The organism is Mesorhizobium sp. M0698, assembly GCF_040320455.1.
GTDB lineage: Bacteria > Pseudomonadota > Alphaproteobacteria > Rhizobiales > Rhizobiaceae > Mesorhizobium.
Genome location: NZ_JAMYPQ010000005.1, coordinates 189,025 through 213,629 on the forward strand (window position 1 = coordinate 189,025; position 24,605 = coordinate 213,629).

Here is a 24,605-nt window from a genome sequence, read left to right on the forward strand (position 1 = left end):
CAACGCCGGGATTCCAGTGCTGCCCGCTATTTCTCCCCGAGCAGGCGCATGACGCGCTTCAAGGCGTCCGATAATTCGGCAGCCGCGTCATCGGCGAGGCCGGCCGTCAGCCGGGCGAGGTCGCGATCCGCCGCAGCCTGAAGCCTGGCGAGCTCAGCACTTCCGCGAGCGGTCAGCGACAGGATACGTCTGCGCCGATCGGCTGGGTCAGAGCGTGTCTCGGTCAGGCCAGCGGCGGCGAACCTCCTCAGGACGCGTGTGACATAGGCCGGATCGAGCCGGAGTTCGGCAGCGATTTCGGAGGCCGCCGGCCGGAGATCGAGGTGGAACGCCCGTGCAAGAAACCCTGCCTCACCGCCGCTATTGGCGACAGCGCGGGATCGGCCGCCCAATTCGAACAGCAGCCGCGCCTCGCCCAGCGTATAGGCGCTGTGCGTCAAGGTCAGGTCGAGCAGCCCGATCAGGCGCGTGTAGAAGCGATTGAAGCCACGTATCTCCGCGACAAGGGCATTCCGATCGGCCGGCATGTCGACCTCCTTCGGACGGACCGCTCCGTCAGGGCCATGATCGCCTATTATTTGACTTAGTCAATCATCGGTGGAGGCGCCACCCATCTCGCAGTGCGAAATCTGGCGGATAGCGACCGGAGAGAAACCTTCGATGCACGTTGCGCGGTTGAATTTGCGCGGCGATGCGCCAGACTCGACTCAAAGGATGGAGAGCGCGATGACCGATCGTACGGTGCAGGTACGCATATACGGCAAGGTGCAAGGCGTCAGCTACCGGGTTTGGGTGCGGCGCGAGGCGTCGGCGCTTGGCCTTGCCGGGTGGGTGCGCAACGAAGTTGACGGCTCGGTGACAGCCTTGATTGCAGGAACCGGGGCGGCGGTCTCGACGATGATCGAACGGTTTTGGCAAGGGCCGCCAGGGGCAGCGGTTTCAAAGGTCGATGTCGAAGAGATCGAGGCTCGCGACACGTCGGCCGATTTCAGGATTGTTGCCTAGCAAGGCATGGTCCTGCTCATTCGCTTCCATCGCACAAAATTCTCCAGGGTGCAGATAGAGCAAATCTGAAGCCATTGCCCTGCCCGGACATGCCTCGGTTCTTGAATTAATTGAACGTTTGTTTTATTGTCCGCGAAAAGGCGGCTTGTCATGGCGCGTACGACCGGTTCCGACGGAGAGAAGACCGAAGCTGCGGTCCGCGAGGCGGCGGTCAGCCTGATTGCGCGTCTCGGCTACGAGGCGATGTCGATGCGCCAACTGGCGGCCGAGGTCGGCGTCCAGGCAGCGGCGCTGTACCGCTACTTCCCGACCAAGCAGGACCTTCTGTTCATGCTGATGCGTGAGCATATGGAAGGCTTGATCGAGGCGTGGCGCGCAACACGCCCTGTCGGCGCCGATCCGGCAGCGCGGCTTGCCGCTTATGTGGAAAACCACATCGCTTTCCATATCGAACGCCGCCACTCCACCCATGTCTCGAACATGGAGCTGCGCAGCCTGTCGCATGAAAAACTCACGCAGATCCTGCGCATGCGCACGGCCTACGAGAAGGAGCTGCGCGCCATCCTGCGCGACGGCGTCGAAGGGGGGTTATTCAGCATCGAAGACACCGGGCTCACCGCCATGGCGCTGATCCAGATGATGACCGGCGTCATCGTCTGGTTCCGGCCGGGCGAACGGCTGTCGATCGCCGAAGTCACCGCTACATATCTAGCAATGACAATGCGCCTTGTTGGAGCAAAGAGCGATGGCGCGAGGACGAGCCACGGCGCCGTGCGTCCATTCGAGCGCGCAACGGACGCTGCAGCACTTTGATTTCGCGCATGATCCCGATTTTCGCGGTCGTGCGCCGGGAGGAACGGCATGTACACGCATACGCTCAACTTCGGGCTTGACGAAGACATCGAGGCGCTGCGCGACCTGGTGCGGCGCTTCGCCCAGGAAAAGATCGCACCGATCGCCGCCGAGATCGACCGCTCGAACGAATTCCCGGCACATCTGTGGGCGGAGCTCGGCGGGCTCGGCCTGCTCGGCATCACCGCCGATCCCGATTTCGGCGGCAGCGGCATGGGCTACCTCGCCCATGTCGTGGCGATGGAGGAGATTTCGCGCGCCTCGGCCTCGGTCGGCCTCTCCTACGGCGCCCATTCCAACCTCTGCGTCAACCAGATCAACCGCTGGGCGACGCAGGCGCAGAAGGAAAAATATCTGCCTTCGCTCTGCAGCGGCGAGAAGGTCGGCGCACTGGCGATGTCGGAATCGGGAGCCGGCTCCGATGTGGTGTCGCTGCGCCTGCGCGCCGAAAAGCGCAATGATCGCTATGTACTCAATGGCACCAAAATGTGGATCACCAACGGGCCGGATGCCGAGACGCTGGTCGTCTACGCCAGGACCGATCCGGAACTCCATTCGCGCGGCATCACCGCTTTCATCGTCGAAAAGGCCTTTGCCGGTTTTTCCGTGGCGCAAAAGCTCGACAAGCTCGGCATGCGCGGCTCGAACACCGGCGAGCTGGTGTTCGAGAATGTCGAAGTGCCGTTCGACAATGTGCTGCACGAGGAAGGGCGCGGCGTCGAGGTGCTGATGTCGGGCCTCGACTACGAACGCGCCGTGCTGGCCGGCGGCCCGATCGGGCTGATGGCTGCGTGCCTCGACGTGGCGATCCCTTACGTGCACGAACGCAGGCAGTTCGGCCAGCCGATCGGCGAGTTCCAGCTGGTGCAAGGCAAGCTAGCCGACATGTATGCGACGATGAACGCGGCGCGCGCCTACGTCTATGCCGTGGCCGCCGCTTGCGATCGCGGTGAGACGGCCCGCAAGGATGCTGCCGGCTGTATTCTCTTCGCCGCCGAAAAGGCAACGCTGATGGCGCTCGACGCCATCCAGCTTTTGGGCGGCAACGGCTACATCAACGACTACCCGACCGGCCGGCTTTTGCGCGACGCCAAGCTCTACGAGATCGGCGCCGGCACCAGCGAAATCCGTCGCTGGCTGATTGGGCGGGAAATCATGGTGGAGGGCGCCTGATGGCGTCTTTTTGAGATTTTGCCAGAAGCCGCACGATGTGGCACACTTCGGAATATGTGCCACAACACAGGCGAGACGGACCATGGCTGGCAAAACGGGAAAGTCCGGATTTGACGAAGATCCGCAAGCACGGTTCGATGCCGGCGCTCGCCAACCACAGCTTCGTGCTCCGGCGAAACGCGAGCGTGTCAAGCTTGGCGAGGGCGGGCGCTTCGTCATTCCTGCCGCGATGCGCGAGGAGATGGGCGTGAAGCCTGGCGAGGAGATGATCCTGCATGTCGAAAACGGCGAACTGCGGGTAAGATCGTGGCTGCAGAATCTGCAACGCGTCCAGGCCGAATTGTCAGCGTTGAAACAGCCCGGTGAAAGCGTCGTCGACGAATTTCTGAAGGAGCGACGGGAAGAGCAGCGTCGAAGCGACAAGCGTCTCGACCGGCTTCACGCCGAAGGGACAACGGGAAAGCGGGCGAAATGAAGCCCTACGTCATGGACAGTTCGGCGGCGCTCGCAATCCTGCTCAACGAGAAAGGCACCGACAATGCTTTGGGGTTCGCGCCGGACGCACAATGCAGTTCAGTCAATGCGGCCGAAATCATCGCCAAGCTGATCGACAAGGGACGCAGCATGGAACAGGCCGCGGACGACCTCGCCAGTCTCGGCATGCCGATCGCCGTTTTCGACGACGCGATGGGCATCGCCGCCGGGCAGCTTCGCCAATTGACGCGGCATCGCCGCTTGTCGCTGGGCGATCGGGCTTGCCTGGCGCTGGCAATTCGCGAGAATGCCATTGCCGTCACCGCTGATCGCGATTGGGGCGACCTCGATGTCGGCTGCAAGATCGAGCTGATCCGGTAGCGCCATGGCCCCCCTCACCTCTCAGATGTCGTCCGCCTCCGATGCCTTCCGCGCCAATGCCGAGCGCATGCGGGCGCTGGTCGCCGATATTGCTGAAAAAGCCGCCGCCATCGAGCGCGGTGGCTCGGAAGAGGCGCGTGAGCGGCACGTCTCCCGCGGCAAGCTCCTGCCGCGGCAACGCCTAGCCCAATTGCTCGATACAGGCTCGCCCTTCCTCGAAATCGGCCAGTTCGCGGCATGGTCGATGTATGGCGAGGACATCCCTTCGGCCGGCCTCATCGCCGGCATCGGCCGCGTCGAAGGCACCGAAGTGATGGTCGTCGTCAATGACGCCACGGTGAAGGGCGGCACCTATTATCCACTGACGGTGAAGAAGCATCTGCGTGCACAGGAGATCGCATTGCAGAACAATCTGCCTTGCGTCTATCTGGTCGACAGCGGCGGCGCCAATCTGCCCAACCAGGACGAGGTGTTTCCCGACCGCGATCATTTCGGCCGCATCTTCTACAACCAGGCCAACATGTCGACCGCCGGCATTCCGCAGATCGCCTGCGTCATGGGTTCGTGCACGGCCGGCGGCGCCTATGTGCCTGCGATGTCGGACGAGACAATCATGGTGCGCAACCAGGCGACCATCTTTCTCGGCGGGCCGCCGCTGGTGAAGGCGGCCACCGGCGAGGACGTCACCGCCGAGGACCTCGGTGGCGCCGACGTGCACACAAGGCTTTCCGGCGTTGCCGACCACTATGCGCTCGACGACGAGCATGCGCTGGCCATATGCCGGCGTATCGTCAAAAACCTGAATCGGAACAAGACTGTAAGCCTTGCCTTACAGAAATCGATTCCGCCGCTTCACGATCCACATGAACTCTACGGCATCGTGCCGACGGATCTGCGCCAGCCCTACGACGTGCGCGAGGTAATCGCCCGCACCGTCGACGGTTCCGAGTTCGATGAGTTCAAGCAGAATTATGGCACCACGCTGGTCACCGGTTTCGCCCATCTCAGCGGCATGCCGGTCGGCATCGTCGCCAACAATGGCGTGCTGTTTTCGGAAAGCGCGCTGAAGGGCGCGCACTTCATCGAGCTGTGCTGCCAGCGCAGGGTTCCGCTGATTTTCCTGCAGAACATCACCGGTTTCATGGTCGGGCGAAAATACGAGGCCGGCGGCATCGCCAAGGACGGCGCCAAGCTGGTCATGGCGGTCGCCACCGCCAAGGTGCCGAAAGTAACGATGATCATCGGCGGCTCGTTCGGCGCCGGCAATTACGGCATGTGCGGACGCGCCTATTCGCCACGCTTCCTGTGGATGTGGCCGAATGCCCGCATTTCGGTGATGGGCGGCGAGCAGGCGGCAACGGTGCTGGCCGTGGTCAAGCGCGAAGGCATCGAGCGCAAGGGCGGGGAATGGAGCGCTGAGGAGGAAGCGAAATTCAAGAAGCCGATCCTGATGAAGTACGAGCACGAGGGACACCCGCTCTATTCGTCGGCAAGGCTCTGGGACGACGGCATCATCGACCCGGCCAAGACCCGCGAGGTGCTGGCGCTCAGCCTTTCGGCCGCGCTCAACGCCGAGATCGAGGAGACAAAATTCGGCGTGTTCAGGATGTGAGATGAGCGAAATCGGCCAGAGGATTCGCATTCAAACCGGCGACATCACGAAGCTGGGGGTCGATGCCATCGTCAACGCCGCCAATACCTCTCTTCTCGGAGGCGGCGGCGGCGACGGCGCTATCCACCGCGCGGCCGGCCCCGAGCTTGTGGCAGAATGCCGGACCTTGCATGGCTGCAAGGTCGGAGACGCAAAAATCACCAAGGGCTACAGGCTGCCCGCGCGCTACGTCATTCATACGGTCGGGCCGGTCTGGCAAGGTGGCAGCAAAGGAGAAGCCGAACTGCTCGCCTCCTGCTATCGCCGGTCGCTCGAAATCGCCGCCGCAAAGGACTGCCGGACGGTGGCGTTTCCTGCGATCTCGACCGGGGCCTACCGCTATCCGAAGGATCAGGCGACGCAAATTGCTGTCGGGACCGTGAGCGCCTTCATCGGCCAGAACATCGTTCCGGAAACCGTCATTTTCTGCTGCTTCGACGAGCCGACGGCCGAATTGTATCAGCGGGTCGTCGCTGCACTCGGCAGCGTGTGACCCTGCGCGGGAGACAACCCACCACATCTCCAGACTATTTTTTGCTTCTCGATCTGGCCAGACGAAAGAATCACGGCTATTGATCATCGCAAATACCAATGGGGATTGGGCGAAGATGAGGCGGCGGGTTTTTCAGAGAACAACTGTGCATTTACTTGCAGGGTTGCTTATATTAGTGACCCCTGGCATCGGCGCAGCGGAGTCGCTGGCGGGAAGCAAGGGCGAGACCCGTTTCTATCCCTATTTGCCGCAGAGCCCGAAGGATCCGTGTACCAGGGCCTACAAGGCCTATGTAGCGGCCGGCGGCCATTCAGCCTATGCAACCACTCCGTATTCCCGGGTGCGTTTTCTGTACATCATCTGCGGCTCGCGCTTGAATGCACCGTCACAGCAAGCTGCCGAAGAATTGGCGTTGAAATCCTGTCAGGCCGCCCGCAACAGTTACAGAGTTACAACAGGCGGCGGCTGCGAAATCGCTGCCTCCAAGTAGGCGAATATATTTCAGTGTTTGGGGTTCAAATGGGTTTGGCAATGAAATCTTTATCAATCAAGCGAGCAACCATGTCGGTACTTGCACTGCTTGTGGCCTCTGCACCGAATGTCGGCGCCGCCGAATCGCTGGCGGGAAGCAAGGGCGACAGCCGCTTTCCGGTCTATTTTGCACCGGGTACAATCGGAGGCTGCGGCAAGAATTACAAGGACTATGTGGCGGCTGGCGGTCACTCGGCCTATGCGATGACGCCATTCAACTGGGCAACCGAATTCACTATTTGCGGTGCTTATCTGAATGCAACATCCCAGAAGGCTGCGGAGGCGCTGGCGTTGAAATCCTGCCAGTCCGCGCGCAGCAAGTACAAGGTCACGACTGCAGGGGCCTGCGCCATAGCTGCCTCCAAATAGACCGACACTCGTCGGCCTTCGACGTATTCAATGGGTGGGAAAAATGAAATCTATAGGCGTCAAACAAGCAGTCTTCTCGCTAATAACCGGGTTGCTTCTAATCTCGAGCCCCAATGTCGGCGCGGCGGAATCGCTGGCTGGAAGCAAGGGCGACGTCCGCTTCTACCCGTATTTTCCGGCGACCGCGGATCGGCCATGCACCAAGGCATATAAGGCCTATGTGGCGGCCAGCGGCCATTCAGCTTATGCGACCACTCCGTATTCCCGGGTGCGTTCGTTGTACATCCTGTGCGGCTCGCGCTTGAATGCGCCCTCGCAAAAGGCTGCCGAGGATATGGCGATGAAATCCTGCCAGGTCACCCGCGACCGTTACAGGGTCACGACCGGGGGAGCTTGCGAAATCGCGGCCTCAAAGTAGGCAGGCCTCGCTTGCCTACCCTTTGACCGCCAGACTACAAAGCAGGGCATTGCCGCAGTTCGCGTGACGAGAATTCGCGCCGTTGGCGGCAGCTCTGCCTGTGGAGGCCCGATGTTCGCCAAGATCCTGATCGCCAACCGTGGCGAGATCGCCTGCCGGGTGATCCGCACGGCACGCAGGATGGGTGTGCGCAGCGTCGCCGTCTATTCCGACGCCGACGATCGCGCCTTGCATGTCGAAATGGCCGACGAAGCGGTGCATATCGGCGCCTCTCCCGCCAACGAAAGCTATCTGCGCGGCGACAAGATCATTGCGGCGGCCTTGGCCACAGGTGCCGAGGCCATCCATCCGGGCTACGGCTTTCTTTCGGAAAACCCCGAATTCGTCGACCAGGTCGCGGCGGCTGGGCTGATCTTCATTGGCCCGTCGGCGGCCTCGATCCGCGCCATGGGACTGAAGGACGCGGCCAAGCGGCTGATGGAAAAGGCCGGCGTGCCTGTCGTTCCGGGCTACCATGGCGAAGCGCAGGAGATCGTGTTGCTCGCCTCCAAGGCGCGCGAGATAGGCTACCCCGTACTGATCAAGGCGCGCGCCGGCGGCGGCGGCAAAGGCATGCGGCGCGTCGAGCATCCCGATGATTTTTCGGAAGCACTGTCGGGCGCGCGGCGCGAGGCGAAAGCCGCGTTCGGTGACGACCGCGTCTTGGTGGAAAAATATGTCGACAAGCCGCGCCACATCGAAGTGCAGGTGTTTGGTGACAATTTCGGCAACGCCGTGCATCTTCACGAACGCGACTGCTCGGCACAGCGCCGCCACCAGAAGGTGATCGAGGAGGCGCCTGCCCCGGGCATGACGCCGGCACTGCGCAAGGCGATGACCGAGGCGGCGGTGAAAGCCGCCAAGGCAATCCACTATTCCGGCGCCGGCACGATCGAGTTCATCGTCGATGCCTCGCAAGGGCTGAAGGCCGACCGTTTCTGGTTCATGGAAATGAACACCCGCCTGCAGGTCGAGCACCCCGTCACCGAAATGGTCACCGGCATCGACCTGGTCGAGTGGCAGTTGCGGGTAGCCTCCGGCGAAAAACTGCCGAAGACGCAGAGCGAGATCGCGCTCTCCGGCCACGCCTTCGAGGCGCGCATCTATGCCGAGGACGCGGCAAGAGGGTTTTTGCCGGCGACCGGCACCTTGCACCATTTGAAATTTCCGCAGCCGGCACCGGAGGGTGCGACCATGCGCATCGAAACCGGTGTGCGCGCCGGCGATGCGATTTCGCCGTTTTACGACCCGATGATCGCCAAGCTGATCATCCACGGCAAGGACAGACGGGCAGCGCTCACAGCGCTTGGCGCGGCGCTGTCGCAGACAGAAATCGCCGGCTCGACGGTCAACACTGCCTTCCTTGCCGCCCTAGTCGCTGATGCAGATTTTGCGGCGGGCGATGTCGATACCGGCCTGATCGCTAGGCATCTGCAGGCGTTGACGGCGGTTCCGCCGCCGAGCGGTGAGACGATTGCCGCCGCGGCACTTGCCGCGTCCGGTGCGGGCGACTTGCCGTCCTCGGACGATCCCTGGTCGTCACTGGCCGGCTATGCGCATTTCCACACTGTAGCGCGGCGCATGCTGCTGAAGTTTGGCGAGCAGGAGATCGTCACGCGCGTGTCGGTGCGGCCGGACGGACGGTTCGAGGTGGCGCTGGATGCGCCCTATGACAGCGTCAATTCGCATGATCTTCGCGCCGCGCCTCGCCTCGCCCGCTGGCCGGGCCACGTCACGGTCTTCGATGGTGCAATAGGCTACGGTTTTGCCGTGCCGGATCCGCTGGCGCGAGCCGACGAAGCCGCCGCCGCTTCCGGCAGCCTGCGCGCGCCAATGCCCGGCCTAGTCAAATTGGTGCGTGCAGCCAGAGGCGAGTCCGTGATCAAGGGCCAGCCGCTGCTGATCCTGGAGGCGATGAAGATGGAGCACACCATTGCCGCGCCCCATGACGGGGTTATCGCCGAGATTGCTGCCGAAGGCGCGCAGGTAACCGACGGCACCGTGCTGGTTCGCTTTGCCGAGGAACCTCAGTTGACTGCTGTTTCCCTATCCACGAAGTGATCTCGAACGCGTGACAAAGGCGTCGCCAAAAACAACATGGCCGGGTTTGACCCCGGCCATGTTCAATTACAGCAGCGCGTCTTGGCGCCGCGGCCATCACGGCTGGATCGGCGCGTATTTGCCGTCGTGCCACTGGTTGATGTCGTAGCTGGCGTTTTTGAGGTCGCCCTTCTCGTCGAAGGTGACCGAGCCGACAACCGTGCTGATCGGCTGGCCGTTCTTTAACGCTTCAGCGACTTTTGCCGGATCGTCGCTGCCGGCGCGTTTGATGCCTTCGGCGAAGGCCTGGATCACCGCATAGGAAAACAGCGTGAAGCCCTCCGGCACGAAGCCGCCGGCCTTGATCTTGGCGATGGCTTCCTTGGCTTCGGGCTTCGCCTGCGGATCCGACGGGAAGACGAACATGGTGCCTTCGCCGGCCGGACCGGCAACCTGCCAGAATTCCGGCGAAGCGATCGAGTCCGGCATGATCAACTGGAACTTGAGGTTCTGCTCCGCCGACTGGCGCAGGATCAGGCCGGCTTCGGGGTGATAGCCGCCGAAATAGACGACGTCGGCTTTCAGCTCCTTGAGCTTGGTAACAAGAGCGGAATAGTCCTTCTCGCCGGCGTTGATGCCCTCGTAGAGGATCTCTTTGAGACCGTTCTGGTTCATCGTTGCCTTGACGGCATCGGCCACGCCCTGCCCATAGGCGCTCTTGTCGTGCATGATGACGACGTTCTTGCCGGCATATTTCTTGGCGATCCATGGACCGATGAAAGCGCCCTGCGCATCGTCGCGCGTATAGAGGCGCATGATCGTCGGCCAGCCGGCCTTCGCCGCTGCGTCGGTTAGTACCGGGTTCGAGGAAGCCGGACTCATCATCAGCGCACCGGCTTCGGCGTAGACGGCGGAGGCCGGGATGCTGGAGCCCGAGCAGGCGTGGCCATCGATGAACTTGACACCATTGGCGATGATGCGGTTGGCGACCGAAACCGCCTGCTTCGGATCGCACTGGTCGTCCTCGATGTCGAGCTTGATCTGGCGGCCGTCGACGCCGCCCGCCGCGTTGATCGCGTCGGCGGCGGCTTGCGCGCCCTGCTTGAACTGATCGCCGATGGTGGCAAGCTGACCGGTCATCGGTCCGACCACCGAAAAGGTGATGTCGTCGGCGAAGGCTACCGGCGCGGTCATCATTAGGCCAAATATGGCGGCGCTCAAAATACTGAATTTCTTCATGGTGACACAACTCCTCCACTCTCGCGCGACCATCCCGGCCGCGCCTCTTCCAGAGTGGCGGGAGAATTTCATCCTTCACCGGGGCTGTCTAGACGCATCGTCGGCACTCGATTGGGCCTGCAACACGCAGTCCCAAAGACAAAGCCGCGCCAGCCTTGTTCCGGCCGGTCGCGGCTTTTGCCATGAGCTTCCCAACGAATCGGTGCCAGGACCCGCTCGCCTTCCCTGTCTATTGCACAGCTTGCCGCCGTGTTCTTGATCTTGTTGGCTCAGCCGTCTTGCGCGGCCTTGATTGTTCGGGCCCGGCCCTCTGCGCGGCCTTGACCCGAAGCATCCCTGTTGTGAGGTCAGTACCCTTGTGAAGTCGATGCCGGCGAATTCAGTGCATCGTCATCCATTCGCGAGCTTCGCGCAGCGCCTTGGCGATCTCGACCTTCGACATGGCGGCAGACAATTCGGAGCGCAGTTCCGCGGCGCGGGCCGAACCCTTGATCGCGGCGATGTTGAACCATTTGTGGGCGGCGACGACATCGGTCTCGCAATCGCGGCCGGTCGCATACATCATGCCCAACTCGAAAAGAATATCGGCCTGGGCAGTTGCCCCCATGGCGCCGAAGCCGGCTTCAAGCATTTCAAAACGTGCCATTTCAAATCCCCTGTTCTGGCTCCCGAGAGCTGTCTCCGTCTGTCCCTCGGTGTCCTTGATTACCGTCGGGGGCGGCCGCTCTTTCGATGCTTTCGAGAATGCCCTGGAGGCTTGAATCCGTCGTTAAATGGCGTGCTTAATTTGAGGAAAACAAAGCTAAAACAAGAGGTAAACGCGAAAATTCGTTAAGGATACAAAGCCAGCAATCGCGCCGGTTTGCACAAGATTTGAAGAAAACTTGCGAGGCGCGGATCAAGACTCCGCTAACCACAGAAGACAAAGACGTGTGCGGCCCGTTTCATTTTTCGCCGGCGCGGCCGTTCGGGAGCGGGCAAAAACCCGCAACCCTTCCGTCGCGGCACCGCTTTTGTTTTTCCGGGAGCTGGACTAGCTTACGTTTGCGTAAGGGGCAGACACCCGGGACGGAGCCCGATTGGACTTACCTGAGGGAGGAAAGACATGTTTCGACAAGTGAGCCTGGCCCTCGCGGCCGCAATAATAATGACCGGCGCGGCATGGGCCGATCCGATCGAAGGCAATTGGAAAACGCAAGCCGGATCGACTGCCGCCATTTCGGGTGGCGGCGGGGCATTTTCGATTACGCTCAAATCCGGCAAATTTGCCGGCAAGAACATCGGTTCACTGAAGGTTGCCGGCGACAACAAATATGCCGGCACCATAACCGACCCGGAAACCGACAAGACCTATTCGGGCAAAGCATCGCTTTCCGGCAGTTCGCTCAAGATGAGCGGCTGCGTGCTCGGCGGGCTGATCTGCAAGAGCCAGACCTGGCATAAGCTCTGATCGTGCCATTCCTGCCAGGGGTGAGCGGGGCCAGTCGGCCCCGTTTTCATGTTATCGGTCTCGTAGCCGCGGCGTCGCCATAGGTCGCTGCTTTCAAGGCGGCCCGCCCAGAGATCATCAACCATTTTGAACCCCAGATGAACGGAGCCATCAGAGCCGGTTCAGCCGGGGCAAGGCATTGTCATGCGTATTGAAGGAGACACCGCGCAATGCTTGCCCGCCGCTTCACCATCGTCTGCCTGCTGATGAGCCTGTTCGGCATGTTGTTCGCCGTCCTTGTCGCCGAAGCCGGCCGGCCGTCCCGCTCCTGGGACGTCGCAAGTTCCTGCCGACTCGGTTGCTTGAACCATCTTCACCACTGAAACGACAAAGAGCTGAACCTTTAGAGAAAAGCAAAACGCCGATGAACCGCCTCGCCGCCAACACCCTCAAGACGCTTCGGCTGCTGCCGCGCGCGGCGCTCATCCTGACTGTTCTTTCGGTCCCGGTACTGGCCGTGCCGACGATGCGCACCAATGCTGGCTCGACGATCGAGGCGCCTGCGTTGAGGAAGTCAGGCCTCGGCTTTGTGCTGCTGGTTAGCCTGCAGCGCGGTTAGCAGACCGAAAAACGCCGACAGCGCGTATTGAGGCCGCCTTACCCCCTCCCAACCGCGCGTCCAACTCTCTATATTGAGTCATGGAAAAGCGAATCTATCCCCAAGCCATTGAATCGGTCGTCACGCCGGAGCCGTTTGGCCAACAGAGCTTCAACGATGCCAAGAAGGCGGTCGCGGCCCTGCAGGTGCTTTACGACCGCAACACCAAGTTCCTGCGCGATTCATTTGCCGCGCTCGCCGCGGGCGGCGACAACAACAAACGCTACCGGGCCTTCTATCCGGAGATCGGCGTCACCACGAGTTCGTTCACCCAAATCGACTCGAGGCAGGCCTATGGCCACATGCCGACGCCGGGGCATTTCTCAACCACCATCACCCAGCCTGCTCTTTTCGAAAGCTACCTCACCGAACAGCTTCGGCTAATCATGCGCAACCACGGCGTTCCCGTCACGGTTTCGGAATCGACCACTCCCATCCCGCTGCATTTCGCCTTCCTCGAAGGCACCCATGTCGACGGCGCTGCTGCCGAACGCATCAAACGGCCGATCCGTGACCTGTTCGACGTGCCAGATCTCGACGGCACCGACGACCAGATCGCCAACGGCACGTTCGAAGTGGCATTGGGCGAGGCACGGCCGCTGGCGCCGTTCACCGCGCAACGCATCGATTATTCGCTGCACCGGATGTCGCACTATACGGCGACCAGCCCCCAGCATTTCCAGAACTTCGTGCTGTTCACCAACTACCAATTCTATATCGACGAATTCGTCGCCCGTGCACGCGAATTGATGGCCAATGGCGGTGACGGATATGTCGAGTTCGTCGAGCCGGGCAACATCGTGACCAAAGTGGGGGACGGCGCGCCCGGTGAGAGTGCTGCGCCCCCTCGCCTGCCGCAGATGCCGGCCTATCATCTGAAGAAGCCGAACCATGGCGGCATCACCATGGTCAATATCGGCGTTGGCCCTTCCAACGCCAAGACGATCACCGACCATATCGCGGTGCTCCGGCCGCATGCCTGGGTGATGCTCGGCCATTGCGCCGGCCTGCGCAACACGCAGGCGCTCGGGGATTATGTGCTGGCGCATGCCTACGTACGGGAAGACCATGTCCTCGACGACGATCTTCCGGTCTGGGTGCCGATCCCGCCGCTAGCCGAAATCCAGGTGGCGCTGCAGGAAGCGGTCGCCGAGGTCACCGGGCTTTCCGGATATGATCTCAAGCGCATCATGCGCACCGGCACCGTCGCCACTATCGACAACCGCAATTGGGAGCTGCGCGACCAGCGCGGGCCGGTGCAGCGGCTGTCGCAGTCGCGGGCGATCGCTCTCGACATGGAATCGGCGACGATCGCCGCCAACGGCTTCCGCTTCCGGGTGCCCTATGGCACGCTGCTTTGCGTATCCGACAAGCCGCTGCATGGCGAATTGAAGTTGCCGGGCATGGCGACCGAGTTCTACAAGCGGCAAGTAGCGCAGCATCTGACCATCGGCATCAGGGCGATGGAGAAGCTGGCTGAAATGCCGATGGAGCGGCTGCATTCGCGCAAGCTCAGGAGCTTTTCGGAAACTGCCTTCCAGTAAATGCCGAATTGCATGTGTCGGTCCAGGTCAGGACATTTCGTCATCTTGATTGAGCCGCACTTCTGCCGATAGACAAAGCGATGGCACGTGTTCGGGACATGACGGTTGCGCTGGCATTCGTCGCAATGCTTGCACTCTCGGCCGCGCTGGTGGCCGGGTTCTTCGGATCGCTGCATCCGGCCCTCGATTCCTTTGCTCATTTCCGCGTCCATTTTTCGGTGCTGATGGCGCTTTGCGCGCTGCCGCTGCTCGCCACCTCGTTTCGCCTGCAGGCCGCGGCCGCATTGCTGTTTGCGATAGCCTCCTTTGCCACTACGTCGAATGCCTTGCCGCTTTCGCGGCTATGGCAGGTGCAGGCCGGCTACGAAGCCAAACCCGGTGACGAGCCAGTCTACCGCCTGCTGCAGATGAACCTCAGGTTCAACAATCCAACGCCTGAGAAGGTGCTGTCGCTGATCGGCCGGACCCAGCCTGATGTGATCACCCTCGACGAGGTGTCCGAGATGTGGAAGGCAAAGCTTGGGCTGCTATCCGGCGCCTATCCCCACCGGATCCTCTGCCCATATCCCAATGGCGTGTTCGGCGTTGCGCTGCTGTCCAGACGACCGTTTGCCATAGGCACGGAGCCGCACTGCGACAGCCGCGGCGCGATGGCGATCGCCACGGTCGATTTCGGCGGAACCGACGTCGATGTCGCCGCCATCCACCTCACCTGGCCATGGCCGCACAACCAATCACGGCAGATTGGAGGGTTGTCTGACGAAATCGCCTCGCTTGGCGAGACGTCGATCCTGGCAGGCGACTGCAACGCAGCGCCATGGAGCGCCGCCGTCCGGCGCGTCGCATCGCTTGGCAAGCTGACTGTAATGCCGTCGGTCGGGCCGACCTGGCTCTACAGAAGGCTGCCGGATTTCCTGCGCTTCGCCGGACTGCCGATCGACCAGGTTTTCAGCAAGGGCGCCATCGTTATCCGTTCGGCGTCGACCCTTGAGGACACCGGCTCAGACCATCTGCCGGTGCTGGTGGAGTTTTCGCTACGGTCGGATGAACAAAAGCCGCTCGACGAGCACCAGACGGCGACCGCGCTTGCGGCGCTGCCTGGCGGGACGCGAAGCTGAAAATCCGCAGTCCAATCTCGACCTGGCTTATTACTGGCCCACAAAAGCGCGGATGAGGTGCTCGACAGGGCCGCCGTCGCGATGCTCGTGCGCATCGAAGGCGATCTGCTTTGCCTCGTATTCGGCATAGATGGCATTGATCCGGCGCTTTGCCTCGCGACGTGCCTCGAAACAGTGCGGGTCATCACCGACTGTCAGCCCTCGAACCGACTTTTCGGTGGCCCGCATCATCTGTCTGGCGATGCGGCCATGGGTCTCTTCATGGGCGCGGACGCCAGCGAAGAACCGCTTCCAGCGCTTCTGCAGCGCAGGCGACGTGGCTGAGACTAGTTTGGGATAGGTATAGAAGAGATTGAGCGTCCCGTTGGCCTGGCGCAGGCGGCAGACGCCGTTTTCCCGATGGGCGTCGAAGGTCCAATCATCGACGCTGTAGCCGGTCTGCGCGATGGCGTGGGTCATGAAGCCGTGCTTCGGCCCACTGCGATCCATGGCCTCGATCAGGGCCGCGCCGGTGGTTCCGGCAATGCTGTAAGTTCGTGTCTTGACCAGCACCTTAGTGCCGGCCAAGGCTGCAGGGGCGCACAATGCCCCGATCGCCACAACGCTCGTCAGAACTGCCAGGCGCATTTTTCCTTCCTCCCTGTCGCCGCAGAAAGGAAACACAGGCAGGCGGTTTATTCAACAATCCTACGGTTGCGCTGCTCCTCATCTTGTTTAGTCCGGAGCAAACCTTGTGACTTACATGTTCTGGTAGACCGGGCCCTCGCCGCCCTGTGGCGGCACCCAATTTATGTTCTGGTTCGGGTCCTTGATGTCGCAAGTCTTGCAGTGCACGCAGTTCTGCGCGTTGATGACGAAGCGCACATCCTTGGCCGCAGGATCGGCGGCGGCATTGCCATCCTTGTCGACCCATTCGTAGACGCTGGCCGGGCAGTAACGCGTCGAGGGCCCCGCATAGACGTCATGCTCGGAGCGCTTCTGCAGGTCCATGTCGGCGACGAGCAGATGCACCGGCTCGTTCTCCTCGTGGTTGGTGTTGGACAGGAACACCGACGACAGCCGGTCGAAGGTCAGCACCCCGTCCGGCTTCGGGTAGGCGATCTTCTGGTGCGCGGCGGCCGGTTCCAGCGTCGCGTAGTCGGCCCTGCCGTGCTTCATCGTGCCGAAGGGCGAGAAGCCGAACAGCGTGTTCAGCCACATGTCGAGGCCGCCAAGGCCGACGCCGACAATGGTGCCGAAGCGCGACCATAGCGGCTTGACGTTGCGCACTTTCTTCAGGTCCTTGCCGATATCGGTGGCGCGCCAGGTGGCCTCGTAGGAGGCCAGCTCGTCATTGGTGCGGCCGGCGGCTATCGCATCACAGACATGCTCGGCCGCCAGCATTCCGGAGAGCACGGCATTGTGCGAGCCCTTGATGCGCGGCACGTTGACGAAGCCGGCCGCGCAGCCGATCAGCGCACCGCCGGGAAAGGACAGTTTCGGCACCGACTGCCAGCCGCCTTCGGTGATGGCGCGGGCACCGTAGCCCAGCCGCTTGGCACCCTCGAAGGTGCCGCGGATCGCCGGATGGGTCTTGAAGCGCTGGAACTCGTCAAAGGGCGACAGATAGGGGTTCTTGTAGTTCAGGTGAACGACGAAGCCGACTGCCACCTGGTTGTCCTCGAGATGGTAGAGGAAGGAGCCGCCGCCGGTCTTCATATCGAGCGGCCAGCCGAAGGAATGCTGGACAAGGCCGGGCCGGTGGTTTTCCGGTTTGATCTGCCAGAGTTCCTTGAGGCCGATGCCGTATTTTCCGGGCTCACGACCGTCGGAAAGGTGGTGTTTGGCGATCAGTTGCTTGGCCAGCGAGCCGCGCGCGCCCTCGCCGATCAAGACATATTTGCCCATCAGCGCCATGCCCGGCGCAAAGCCCGGACCGTGCGTGCCGTCCTTCTCGACGCCCATGTCGCCGGTGACGACGCCGGTGACCGCACCGGCCTCGTTGTAGAGCAGGCCGACCGCGGCAAAGCCCGGATAGATCTCGACGCCCAGCGCCTCGGCCTTGGTCGCCAGCCAGCGGCAGACATTGCCGAGCGAGACGATATAGTTGCCGTGATTGTTCATCAGCGGCGGCATCAGGATATTGGGCAGACGGAACGAACCGGCGGGGCCGAGAACCAGGAAATGGTCGTCGGTGACCGGTGTCCTGAAGGGATGACCCTCCTCTTCGCGCCAGCCGGGCAGCAGCCGGTCGATGCCGATCGGATCGACGACGGCGCCGGACAGGATGTGCGCACCGACTTCGCCGCCCTTTTCCAGCACGACGACGGAAAGCTCGGGATTGACCTGCTTGAGACGGATCGCGGCGGCGAGGCCGGCCGGGCCGGCGCCGACGATGACCACGTCGAATTCCATGCTTTCGCGTTCGATATCGCTCATCGATCCCTCACTGGCTCGCTATTCCCGGCATCTTGCTGGCTCACGCGCTGCATAGCGCATCAAATAGCGACGGGAAACCGGCGCGGACGTGACAATACCGATTTCGTCAAAAAGTCGCGTCCTGCCGCACAGATTCGCGGTGACGAGCATCAATCTTCAATCCTATTCCGTTTGCACAGATATGTCGCACTGATGTTTTTAATTGTTCGACGGCTTGCTTATCGGCCATACTTCCCGCCATGCGCATATTCGGGCCGGCTGGCTTTTCATCGACGCGCTTTTTTTTCACGCCCGGCCGGTTTTGCCGTGCGGTGCTCTTGGCGCTTCTGCCACTGACGGCCCTCGATGCCCGTGCCGAGCAGCAACTGGTCTGGGCGACCGGCGCCTATTCCTTTTCCGACGAGCGCGGCGGTTTCCGCATCACCGGGGCTTCCGGCATCGGCACGAAGGAGGATCCGCTGGTCATCACCGAAGAGCTGAATTCAGCGACGCCGGTAACGCTGGCCATTCGCACGACAAGGCCGATCCAGCCGTTCGGCAAGGCGGGAGACTTCGCCAATGGTCTGATGTATATGCGCATCGACGTGCTCAACAATAGCGGCCAAGCCTGGGTCGAGTTCCAGTTCGAACTCCAGGAGATCCTCGACCAGCCGAGCGTGTTCGGCGATGGCCTGTCGTTCGACCAGCGCAACAAAACGCCCGAAAATATCTGGTCGAGCAGCTACGCCGATTTCGACCGCAATTTCGAACCGTATGACCGCCTGCTGTTCAAGAACGGCAAGATCGACCCGCTGAAGACCGCCAGCTTCTATTTCCTGATCACCGACTACACGCCGCGCTGGACGTTCTATCTGGTGCAGGATCCGCGCATACCGTCGAGCTGAACTTGCAAATTCAAGCTCCGCGGCCGAATGTGAAACCATGACTGCCGCCCCCCACACTAGCCGAGCCGATCTCGCCGAGCTGCTGGCCTTCTACGCCAGCGCCGGCGTCGACGAGGCACTTGAAGAACAGCCGGTAAACAGGTTTGCAGAAGCCAGGCCGCCGGAGCGGGTGCCTGCGGCGGCCGCTCTGCCGGCCGGTGAAAATGCATCGCCTCATCGCTCGACGAGCGTGTCGCGCGCCGAAATGGGCGAGAGACCGAATACGGCACCGGCAGTGCGAACGTCCGCGGCCATGTCAACGGTGCCCGACGAGGCGCAGGCGGCATTGGCGCGGCAACTGGCGAGATCGGCGGCAAGCCTCGACGAGCTTCGCCAGCACATGGCGGCATTCGACGGCTGCAATCTTAAATTCACCGCCAAGAACCTGGTGTTCGCCGACGGCAATCCGACTGCCGCGGTGATGCTGGTCGGCGAAGCACCGGGCCGCGACGAGGACATAGAGGGCTTGCCGTTCGTCGGCCGCTCGGGCCGGCTGCTCGACCGCATGCTGGCCGCGATCGGTCTTGACCGGACATCTGCCTACATCGCCAACGTGATTCCCTGGCGGCCGCCGGGCAACCGCACGCCGACGCCGCACGAGACCGAGATCTGCCGGCCGTTCATCGAGCGGCAGATCGAACTGGTCAATCCGAAGGTGCTGGTCAATCTCGGCGGCCCGTCGGCAAAGACCCTGCTCAACACCTCCGAAGGCATATTGCGGCTGCGCGGCAACTGGCGGGTCCACACGACCCCGTCTGGCGTCGCCATTCCCGCCATGCCGACCCTGCATCCGGCCTATTTGTTGAGAACGCCGGCGCACAAGAAGCTGGCGTGGCGGGATTTCCTCGAAGTGAAGGCGAAGTTGCGGGCACTTGGGTAACGGTGCAGAACGCGTCTTCCGTCCTCCCCTTGCGAGGAAGGAAGGGCGGCATCATGACCTAGCAGGTAATTGAAATGCGCCCACTTCCGGCCTAGTCATCTCGTCATGACAGCAGCCCAGATTTCCGCCGGCAGTCTCATTCGCGAATGGCGTACACGCCGGCGCATGAGCCAGCTCGACCTTGCTATGGAGGCCGAGATCTCGCAGCGGCATCTGAGTTTCGTGGAAAGCGGCCGCGCCGCGCCCTCGCGTGATATGGTGTTGCATCTGGCAGAGCAGCTCTCGATCCCGCTCAGGCAGCGCAACCAGCTGCTGCTGGCCGCCGGCTTTGCCCCGAGCTTCAGCGAACGACCACTTGACGATGCCTCGATGGCACCGGCGATGGCGGCGGTCGAGACCGTGCTCAAGGCGCACGAGCCGTTCCCGGCGCTTGCCGTGGACCGGCATTGGAACCTGGTGTCGGCGAACGCCGCCATCGGCCCGTTCCTCGCCAATGTCGCCGACGCGTCCCTGCTGAAGCCGCCGGTCAACGTGTTGCGCCTCAGCCTGCATCCCGGCGGCATCGCGCCGCGCATCGTCAACCCTGCGGAATGGCGGACGCATCTTCTGGAGCGGCTGAAGCGGCAGAACGACGCTGCCGCCGATCCGGTTCTGGTCGAGCTCGAGCGCGAGCTTCGGGCATATCCGTCCGGCCCTAAAAGCAGCCGGCCGGCGCCGGTCGAACCGAACGCGATTGTCCATCCGCTCAAGCTTGCCCATGGCGACGCGGTGCTGTCGTTCATCAGCACCATCACCGTGTTCGGCACGCCGCTCGACGTGACGCTGTCGGAGCTGGCGATCGAATCTTTTTTCCCCGCCGACGAGCAGACGCGGGCGGTGCTGATGCGGCTGGCGAAAGAGCGGACCGACGCAGCGGGCTGATCACCCTTCCGGCGCGACGGCCTTGCGGGTGCGGGTGCGTTCGAGACCCAGCTGGCGCTCGCGCCAGATGATGAAAATCCCCGCCGCAACCACGATCATGCCGCCGACCAGCATGTTGATCGTGGCGACGTCGCCAAAGACCAGATAGCCGACGACGACGCCGAGGATCATCGAAGTGTATTCGAAAGGTGCTACGACGGAAGCCTCGGCATGGCGATAGGCCGAGGTCATCAGGATCTGGCCAAGCCCGCCGCAAAAACCCGCGGCAATCAGAAGCCCCGCCTGTGCTGGCGTCAGCGCCTGCCAGCCGAATGGCAGCGAAAGCAGCGCCATGACGCTCGCGGTTACCGAAAACCACAGCACGATGGTCGCCGTCCGCTCGCTCTGGACGAGGTTGCGAACCAGGAGCATGGCGATGGCCGAGATCGCCGCGGCTATGAGGGCGGCGATGACGCCAAGCACCTCCTGATCGCCAAGGGCAGCGCCCGAACTGAGCAGCGTCAGTTCCGGCCACGAGATGATCAGCACCCCGACCAGGCCGACGGCAACCGCACTCCAGCGATAGATGCGGATGGCTTCGCCGAGGAAGATCGAACTGAACACCACGACCAGCAGCGGCTGCGCGTAGTTCAGTGTGATCGCCTCCGGCAGCGGCAGCCGCGTCAGCGCGAAGAAGCCGAGCCCCATGGCACAGACACCGACGACGCCGCGCGCAATGTGGTTGAGCGGGCGCTTTGTCGAAAAGGCGGTTCCGAGTTTTCCCTGGAAGGCGAGGAAGGCGATGATCGGAAAAATGGCAAAGAAGGAGCGGAAGAAGACGATCTGGCCCGCCGGCACGGTGCCTGCCGCCTTGATGCAGGACGACATGCCGACGAAGACCGCCACCGATACGATCTTGAGCAAGATCCCGGTCAGCGTGCTGTGCTCGCCGGCAAGGTCGCCAGCTGCAAGCACTGGCAAATCCGGTCTGGCTGTCACGCCCCTTTTGCTTCCTCGATCGCCGCCCAGATGCACGCCGGCGTTGCCGGCATGTCGATATGCCTGATGCCGTAGGTGCGGTAGAGCGCGTCGGTCACCGCATTGAGCGCGGCAGGCGTCGATCCGATCGTACCCGCCTCCCGCGCGCCCTTGATGAAGGCCATATCCTCGCGACGCAACACAGAGGCGCTCGTTCCGAATTTCGGCGTGACGACGGTCATGGAAGCCTCGCGATGATGCTTGGGAAATGATCGCCTGAAATAGACGTCGCTGCAGTTTTGTCGAGGGAGCGTTTCGTGTAAAGAGCGCAGACTTCAAATTATTTGGACCAGCGGATCCGCCCGCCGCTCCCGGATCGACAGGAAAAATCAAGGAATGCGCACAGATACCGGCCAGGTCTTCAAGCTCGAAGACTATCGCCCCAGTGATTATCTCATTCCGGAAACCAGCCTGACTTTCCGCCTTTCGCCTGAAGCAACGCATGTGACCGCCGTGCTGACGGTCGAACGCCGCGACGGGATTGCGGCGTCGGTGCCACTGGTGCTGGATGGCGACGGGCTGACGCTCCGCAGCATCGCCATCGACGGCCAGGAACCGAGCCCTGCGGATTTTCTCGCCACGCCCGATCAACTGACAATCATCAGCCCCCCTGCGACAAGGTGCTTCCAGCTGAGAATTGAAACCGTGTTGGCGCCGGCGCAGAACGAAGCGCTAATGGGCCTCTATCGCTCGAGCGACGTCTATTGCACACAATGTGAGGCCGAAGGCTTTCGCCGCATCACTTATTTCCTCGACCGTCCCGACATCCTGTCGGTCTATACGGTCCGCATCGAAGCTCAGCGCCGTGAGGCGCCGCTGCTTTTGTCCAACGGCAACCCAGCCGGTGGCGGCGAGCTTGCCGGCGGCTGGCACTATGCGGTCTGGCACGACCCCTTCCCCAAGCCGTCCTATTTGTTTGCGCTGGTGGCGGGCGACCTCGGCAAGATCTCGGACAGTTTTGTCACCCTGTCTGGCCGCAAGGTCGAGCTCGGAATCTATGTCGAACCGGGCAAGGAGAGGCTCGCCGGCTACGCCATGGACGCTTTGAAACGGTCAATGAAATGGGACGAGGGGGCATTCGGCCGCGAATACGACCTCGATGTCTTCAACATCGTCGCCGTGTCCGACTTCAATATGGGCGCAATGGAGAACAAGGGCCTCAACATCTTCAACGACAAGTACGTTCTTGCCGACCAGGAAACTGCGACCGACGCCGATTTCGCCAATATCGAAGCCATCATCGCGCATGAGTATTTCCACAATTGGACAGGTAACAGAATCACTTGCCGCGACTGGTTCCAGCTTTGCCTGAAGGAAGGGCTGACGGTTTTCCGCGACCACGAATTCTCGGCCGATCAGCGCTCGCGCGCCGTCAAGCGCATCGCCGAGGTGCGTACGCTGCGCGCCCATCAGTTTCCCGAGGACCAAGGGCCGCTGGCGCATCCGGTCCGGCCTCGCCGCTACCGCGAGATCAACAATTTCTACACGGCGACGGTCTACGAAAAAGGCTCGGAAGTCGTGCGCATGATCCATACCATCCTCGGCGCCGAGACGTTCCGCGCCGGCATGGACCTCTACTTCGAACGTCACGACGGCCAGGCGGCGACGATCGAAGACTTCATCAAAGTGTTCGAAGACGTCTCAGGTCGCGACCTGTCGCAGTTTTCGCTGTGGTATCATCAGGCCGGTACGCCGAACCTGACCGTCAGTTCGGCGTATAATCCGGCGGCGCGGGAATTCACGCTCGAAATCGAGCAGTCGGTGCCGCCAACACCGGCGGAAAGCCGCAAGCGGCTGATGCACATTCCGCTTGCCTTCGGCCTGGTTGGCGCCGGTGGCGAGGCGATAGCCCATAGCGGCGTCGAAGGGGCGAATGTCGAGGACGGTGTCATCCATATCCGCAAACGCCGCCATGTCGTCAGGTTTTCCGGGATTGTCGAGCGTCCGGCCATGTCGCTCAACCGCGGCTTTTCGGCGCCGGTGACGCTTTCGGTCGAGCAGCGGCCCGACGATCAGTTTTTTCTGGCTGGCCACGACAGCGACGCCTTCTCGCGCTGGCAGTCGTTCAACACGCTTTTAACCGATGCGCTGATTGCCGGTTTCCGCCAGATTCTGGACCACAGGCTAACCGAGATCAGCGCCCGGCTGACCGAGCTTGCCGGCAAGACAGCCGGCGACGAAGCACTCGAACCCGCCTATCGGGCACTGGCCCTGGCGCTGCCCGGCGAGGCCGATATCGCCCGCGACATCGGCAAGAACATCGACCCCGACGCCATTTTCGCGGCGCGCGAGGCGCTGGCAGTTGCGATCGCCGAGGCCAACCGCGAGATATTCTCCAAACTTTACGATCGGCTCGCCGACAATGGCCCGTTCAGCCCGGACGCGGCCAGTGCCGGGCGGCGGGCTCTGCGCAATGTCCTGCTGGACTATCTCTCCTTGCTGCCGGGAGGTGCGGGACTCGCTGCCGGGCACTTCCAATCGGCGACCAACATGACGGATCGTGCCGCGGCGTTGACCGTTCTTGCGCACCGTCACCATGGCTCACCTGAGGCGACCAAGGCACTGGCCGATTTCGAGGCGAAATATGCAACCGATCCGCTGGTCATGGACAAATGGTTCCAGACCCAGGCCAGCGTGCCCGGCCCGCAAACCGTGGACGCGGTGCGCGCCTTGACCAGCCACCCGGCGTTCTCGATGGCCAACCCGAACCGGGTACGGGCACTCATCGGTACGTTTTCCAGCGCCAACCAGACCGGCTTCCATCGCGCCGACGGCCAAGGCTACCGGCTTTTCGTCGAAACGGTGCTGCAGGTCGAAAAACGCAACCCGCAGGTGGCCGCCAGGCTGGCGACGGCGCTCAGGTCGTGGCGCTCGCTCGAACCGGTGCGGCAGGCCAAGGCAAGGGAGGCGTTGCTTTCGATCGCCAATACCGAGAAGCTGTCGGCCGATTTGCGAGACATCGTCGAGCGCACCCTGGCGTAAGCGACCTCCCGTTCTCCCCTTGTGGGAAAAAGGGAAGACCACCCGAAAAC

The 24,605-nt window shown here is 62.2% G+C and carries 28 protein-coding genes; 20 read left to right on the plus strand and 8 right to left on the minus strand.

The window, feature by feature from the left end:
- Nucleotides 1-26: 26 nt before the first annotated feature.
- Entirely contained in the window at nt 27-527 is a 501-nt protein-coding gene (locus tag NKI16_RS13955) for a MarR family winged helix-turn-helix transcriptional regulator (protein WP_352922983.1), read from the minus strand.
- 199 nt (nt 528-726) lie between these two features.
- Here NKI16_RS13955 and NKI16_RS13960 point away from each other — a divergent pair, with 199 nt between their 5' ends.
- The 11 genes from NKI16_RS13960 (at nt 727) to NKI16_RS14010 (ending at nt 9,447) form a co-directional block, all read left to right on the plus strand.
- On the plus strand, nt 727-1,005 hold the full coding sequence (locus NKI16_RS13960; protein ID WP_023677791.1) for an acylphosphatase: 279 nt from the start codon (nt 727-729) through the stop codon (nt 1,003-1,005).
- A 150-nt stretch (nt 1,006-1,155) separates the two neighbouring features.
- Nucleotides 1,156-1,818 (plus strand): TetR/AcrR family transcriptional regulator, encoded by a 663-nt coding sequence (locus tag NKI16_RS13965; RefSeq protein WP_352591978.1) that lies wholly within the window; start codon nt 1,156-1,158, stop codon nt 1,816-1,818.
- A gap of 48 nt (nt 1,819-1,866) precedes the next feature.
- Nucleotides 1,867-3,030, plus strand: coding sequence for an isovaleryl-CoA dehydrogenase (locus tag NKI16_RS13970; protein ID WP_352454356.1), 1,164 nt, complete (start codon nt 1,867-1,869; stop codon nt 3,028-3,030).
- 82 nt (nt 3,031-3,112) lie between these two features.
- Nucleotides 3,113-3,505, plus strand: a complete 393-nt coding sequence (locus tag NKI16_RS13975; RefSeq protein WP_352622521.1) for an AbrB/MazE/SpoVT family DNA-binding domain-containing protein — start codon at nt 3,113-3,115, stop codon at nt 3,503-3,505.
- Nucleotides 3,502-3,885: a type II toxin-antitoxin system VapC family toxin gene (locus tag NKI16_RS13980; RefSeq protein ID WP_352471030.1), complete on the plus strand. Its 384-nt coding sequence runs from the start codon at nt 3,502-3,504 to the stop codon at nt 3,883-3,885. Before NKI16_RS13975 ends, NKI16_RS13980 begins: the two co-directional genes overlap by 4 nt.
- Before the next feature lie 4 nt (nt 3,886-3,889).
- Entirely contained in the window at nt 3,890-5,497 is a 1,608-nt protein-coding gene (locus tag NKI16_RS13985; RefSeq protein ID WP_352622520.1) for a carboxyl transferase domain-containing protein, read from the plus strand.
- 1 nt (nt 5,498) lies between these two features.
- Nucleotides 5,499-6,029 (plus strand): O-acetyl-ADP-ribose deacetylase, encoded by a 531-nt coding sequence (locus NKI16_RS13990; RefSeq protein ID WP_352922989.1) that lies wholly within the window; start codon nt 5,499-5,501, stop codon nt 6,027-6,029.
- A 115-nt stretch (nt 6,030-6,144) separates the two neighbouring features.
- Nucleotides 6,145-6,519, plus strand: coding sequence for a hypothetical protein (locus tag NKI16_RS13995; protein WP_352578451.1), 375 nt, complete (start codon nt 6,145-6,147; stop codon nt 6,517-6,519).
- Nucleotides 6,520-6,548: 29 nt separating this feature from the next.
- Entirely contained in the window at nt 6,549-6,929 is a 381-nt protein-coding gene (locus NKI16_RS14000; RefSeq protein ID WP_245274740.1) for a hypothetical protein, read from the plus strand.
- Nucleotides 6,930-6,972: 43 nt separating this feature from the next.
- Entirely contained in the window at nt 6,973-7,347 is a 375-nt protein-coding gene (locus NKI16_RS14005; protein ID WP_352591963.1) for a hypothetical protein, read from the plus strand.
- A 111-nt stretch (nt 7,348-7,458) separates the two neighbouring features.
- Nucleotides 7,459-9,447 (plus strand): acetyl/propionyl/methylcrotonyl-CoA carboxylase subunit alpha, encoded by a 1,989-nt coding sequence (locus tag NKI16_RS14010; RefSeq protein WP_352591960.1) that lies wholly within the window; start codon nt 7,459-7,461, stop codon nt 9,445-9,447.
- A gap of 96 nt (nt 9,448-9,543) precedes the next feature.
- On the opposite strand, the gene NKI16_RS14015 is transcribed toward NKI16_RS14010, so the two are convergent.
- Both NKI16_RS14015 and NKI16_RS14020 read right to left on the minus strand, forming a co-directional pair.
- Nucleotides 9,544-10,665 (minus strand): branched-chain amino acid ABC transporter substrate-binding protein, encoded by a 1,122-nt coding sequence (locus NKI16_RS14015; RefSeq protein ID WP_023677800.1) that lies wholly within the window; start codon nt 10,663-10,665, stop codon nt 9,544-9,546.
- Between the two features lie 379 nt (nt 10,666-11,044).
- Nucleotides 11,045-11,311 (minus strand): SEL1-like repeat protein, encoded by a 267-nt coding sequence (locus NKI16_RS14020; RefSeq protein ID WP_010915070.1) that lies wholly within the window; start codon nt 11,309-11,311, stop codon nt 11,045-11,047.
- A gap of 459 nt (nt 11,312-11,770) precedes the next feature.
- On the opposite strand from NKI16_RS14020, the gene NKI16_RS14025 reads away from it, so the two are divergent.
- From NKI16_RS14025 to NKI16_RS14045, 5 genes are all read left to right on the plus strand, one after another.
- On the plus strand, nt 11,771-12,115 hold the full coding sequence (locus NKI16_RS14025; RefSeq protein WP_352622516.1) for a DUF2147 domain-containing protein: 345 nt from the start codon (nt 11,771-11,773) through the stop codon (nt 12,113-12,115).
- 209 nt (nt 12,116-12,324) lie between these two features.
- Nucleotides 12,325-12,477 (plus strand): hypothetical protein, encoded by a 153-nt coding sequence (locus NKI16_RS14030; protein WP_023677802.1) that lies wholly within the window; start codon nt 12,325-12,327, stop codon nt 12,475-12,477.
- Nucleotides 12,478-12,518: 41 nt separating this feature from the next.
- The gene (locus NKI16_RS14035; RefSeq protein ID WP_352454349.1) at nt 12,519-12,713 is read left to right on the plus strand and encodes a hypothetical protein; all 195 of its coding nucleotides are present in this window, start codon (nt 12,519-12,521) and stop codon (nt 12,711-12,713) included.
- An 80-nt stretch (nt 12,714-12,793) separates the two neighbouring features.
- Nucleotides 12,794-14,296 carry an AMP nucleosidase gene (locus NKI16_RS14040; protein WP_352591953.1) on the plus strand — a complete coding sequence of 501 codons (1,503 nt, stop codon included), beginning with the start codon at nt 12,794-12,796 and terminating at the stop codon, nt 14,294-14,296.
- Between the two features lie 80 nt (nt 14,297-14,376).
- Complete coding sequence (locus NKI16_RS14045) at nt 14,377-15,414, plus strand: endonuclease/exonuclease/phosphatase family protein (protein WP_352591950.1); 1,038 nt, start codon at nt 14,377-14,379, stop codon at nt 15,412-15,414.
- Nucleotides 15,415-15,444: 30 nt separating this feature from the next.
- Here NKI16_RS14045 and NKI16_RS14050 read toward each other — a convergent pair whose 3' ends face one another.
- From NKI16_RS14050 to NKI16_RS14060, 3 genes are all read right to left on the minus strand, one after another.
- Entirely contained in the window at nt 15,445-16,041 is a 597-nt protein-coding gene (locus tag NKI16_RS14050; protein ID WP_352454346.1) for a DUF922 domain-containing protein, read from the minus strand.
- 111 nt (nt 16,042-16,152) lie between these two features.
- Nucleotides 16,153-17,832: an electron transfer flavoprotein-ubiquinone oxidoreductase gene (locus tag NKI16_RS14055; RefSeq protein ID WP_023677807.1), complete on the minus strand. Its 1,680-nt coding sequence runs from the start codon at nt 17,830-17,832 to the stop codon at nt 16,153-16,155.
- Nucleotides 17,833-17,938: 106 nt separating this feature from the next.
- The gene (locus tag NKI16_RS14060) at nt 17,939-18,121 is read right to left on the minus strand and encodes a hypothetical protein (protein WP_198023574.1); all 183 of its coding nucleotides are present in this window, start codon (nt 18,119-18,121) and stop codon (nt 17,939-17,941) included.
- Between NKI16_RS14060 and NKI16_RS14065 the strand changes: the two genes are divergently transcribed.
- From NKI16_RS14065 to NKI16_RS14075, 3 genes are all read left to right on the plus strand, one after another.
- Nucleotides 18,072-18,716, plus strand: a complete 645-nt coding sequence (locus NKI16_RS14065) for a hypothetical protein (protein ID WP_352569852.1) — start codon at nt 18,072-18,074, stop codon at nt 18,714-18,716. The two genes, NKI16_RS14060 and NKI16_RS14065, sit on opposite strands and share 50 nt — an antisense overlap.
- Nucleotides 18,717-18,753: 37 nt before the next feature.
- Complete coding sequence (locus NKI16_RS14070; RefSeq protein ID WP_352569853.1) at nt 18,754-19,635, plus strand: uracil-DNA glycosylase; 882 nt, start codon at nt 18,754-18,756, stop codon at nt 19,633-19,635.
- 105 nt (nt 19,636-19,740) lie between these two features.
- A complete protein-coding gene (locus tag NKI16_RS14075; protein ID WP_352569855.1) occupies nt 19,741-20,556 on the plus strand; it encodes a helix-turn-helix domain-containing protein in 816 nt (271 codons plus the stop codon).
- Here the strand turns inward: NKI16_RS14075 and NKI16_RS14080 are convergent, their stop codons facing one another.
- Both NKI16_RS14080 and NKI16_RS14085 read right to left on the minus strand, forming a co-directional pair.
- Nucleotides 20,557-21,534 carry a DMT family transporter gene (locus tag NKI16_RS14080; protein ID WP_502894781.1) on the minus strand — a complete coding sequence of 326 codons (978 nt, stop codon included), beginning with the start codon at nt 21,532-21,534 and terminating at the stop codon, nt 20,557-20,559. It abuts the gene before it with no gap.
- Nucleotides 21,531-21,755, minus strand: a complete 225-nt coding sequence (locus tag NKI16_RS14085; RefSeq protein WP_352570006.1) for a hypothetical protein — start codon at nt 21,753-21,755, stop codon at nt 21,531-21,533. The genes NKI16_RS14080 and NKI16_RS14085 overlap by 4 nt, the downstream gene beginning before the upstream one ends.
- A 154-nt stretch (nt 21,756-21,909) precedes the next feature.
- Here NKI16_RS14085 and pepN point away from each other — a divergent pair, with 154 nt between their 5' ends.
- Complete coding sequence (gene pepN, locus NKI16_RS14090; RefSeq protein WP_352622513.1) at nt 21,910-24,555, plus strand: aminopeptidase N; 2,646 nt, start codon at nt 21,910-21,912, stop codon at nt 24,553-24,555.
- Nucleotides 24,556-24,605 lie beyond the last annotated feature (50 nt).

Excerpts from the sequence above, each read along its gene's own strand:
- NKI16_RS14030 (WP_023677802.1), top strand. The coding sequence starts at position 12,325 with ATGCTTGCCCGCCGCTTCACCATCGTCTGCCTGCTGATGAGCCTGTTC.
- NKI16_RS14045 (WP_352591950.1), top strand. The coding sequence starts at position 14,377 with ATGGCACGTGTTCGGGACATGACGGTTGCGCTGGCATTCGTCGCAATG.
- NKI16_RS13985 (WP_352622520.1), top strand. The coding sequence starts at position 3,890 with ATGGCCCCCCTCACCTCTCAGATGTCGTCCGCCTCCGATGCCTTCCGC.
- NKI16_RS13965 (WP_352591978.1), top strand. The coding sequence starts at position 1,156 with ATGGCGCGTACGACCGGTTCCGACGGAGAGAAGACCGAAGCTGCGGTC.
- NKI16_RS14005 (WP_352591963.1), top strand. The coding sequence starts at position 6,973 with ATGAAATCTATAGGCGTCAAACAAGCAGTCTTCTCGCTAATAACCGGG.
- NKI16_RS14075 (WP_352569855.1), top strand. The coding sequence starts at position 19,741 with ATGACAGCAGCCCAGATTTCCGCCGGCAGTCTCATTCGCGAATGGCGT.
- NKI16_RS13970 (WP_352454356.1), top strand. The coding sequence starts at position 1,867 with ATGTACACGCATACGCTCAACTTCGGGCTTGACGAAGACATCGAGGCG.
- NKI16_RS14035 (WP_352454349.1), top strand. The coding sequence starts at position 12,519 with ATGAACCGCCTCGCCGCCAACACCCTCAAGACGCTTCGGCTGCTGCCG.
- NKI16_RS14040 (WP_352591953.1), top strand. The coding sequence starts at position 12,794 with ATGGAAAAGCGAATCTATCCCCAAGCCATTGAATCGGTCGTCACGCCG.
- NKI16_RS13975 (WP_352622521.1), top strand. The coding sequence starts at position 3,113 with ATGGCTGGCAAAACGGGAAAGTCCGGATTTGACGAAGATCCGCAAGCA.
- NKI16_RS14050 (WP_352454346.1), bottom strand. The coding sequence starts at position 16,041 with ATGCGCCTGGCAGTTCTGACGAGCGTTGTGGCGATCGGGGCATTGTGC.
- NKI16_RS13990 (WP_352922989.1), top strand. The coding sequence starts at position 5,499 with ATGAGCGAAATCGGCCAGAGGATTCGCATTCAAACCGGCGACATCACG.
- NKI16_RS13980 (WP_352471030.1), top strand. The coding sequence starts at position 3,502 with ATGAAGCCCTACGTCATGGACAGTTCGGCGGCGCTCGCAATCCTGCTC.
- NKI16_RS14010 (WP_352591960.1), top strand. The coding sequence starts at position 7,459 with ATGTTCGCCAAGATCCTGATCGCCAACCGTGGCGAGATCGCCTGCCGG.
- NKI16_RS14000 (WP_245274740.1), top strand. The coding sequence starts at position 6,549 with ATGGGTTTGGCAATGAAATCTTTATCAATCAAGCGAGCAACCATGTCG.
- NKI16_RS14015 (WP_023677800.1), bottom strand. The coding sequence starts at position 10,665 with ATGAAGAAATTCAGTATTTTGAGCGCCGCCATATTTGGCCTAATGATG.
- NKI16_RS13960 (WP_023677791.1), top strand. The coding sequence starts at position 727 with ATGACCGATCGTACGGTGCAGGTACGCATATACGGCAAGGTGCAAGGC.
- NKI16_RS14085 (WP_352570006.1), bottom strand. The coding sequence starts at position 21,755 with ATGACCGTCGTCACGCCGAAATTCGGAACGAGCGCCTCTGTGTTGCGT.
- NKI16_RS13955 (WP_352922983.1), bottom strand. The coding sequence starts at position 527 with ATGCCGGCCGATCGGAATGCCCTTGTCGCGGAGATACGTGGCTTCAAT.
- NKI16_RS14065 (WP_352569852.1), top strand. The coding sequence starts at position 18,072 with ATGCGCATATTCGGGCCGGCTGGCTTTTCATCGACGCGCTTTTTTTTC.
- NKI16_RS14055 (WP_023677807.1), bottom strand. The coding sequence starts at position 17,832 with ATGAGCGATATCGAACGCGAAAGCATGGAATTCGACGTGGTCATCGTC.
- NKI16_RS14025 (WP_352622516.1), top strand. The coding sequence starts at position 11,771 with ATGTTTCGACAAGTGAGCCTGGCCCTCGCGGCCGCAATAATAATGACC.
- NKI16_RS14020 (WP_010915070.1), bottom strand. The coding sequence starts at position 11,311 with ATGGCACGTTTTGAAATGCTTGAAGCCGGCTTCGGCGCCATGGGGGCA.
- NKI16_RS14070 (WP_352569853.1), top strand. The coding sequence starts at position 18,754 with ATGACTGCCGCCCCCCACACTAGCCGAGCCGATCTCGCCGAGCTGCTG.
- pepN (WP_352622513.1), top strand. The coding sequence starts at position 21,910 with ATGCGCACAGATACCGGCCAGGTCTTCAAGCTCGAAGACTATCGCCCC.
- NKI16_RS13995 (WP_352578451.1), top strand. The coding sequence starts at position 6,145 with ATGAGGCGGCGGGTTTTTCAGAGAACAACTGTGCATTTACTTGCAGGG.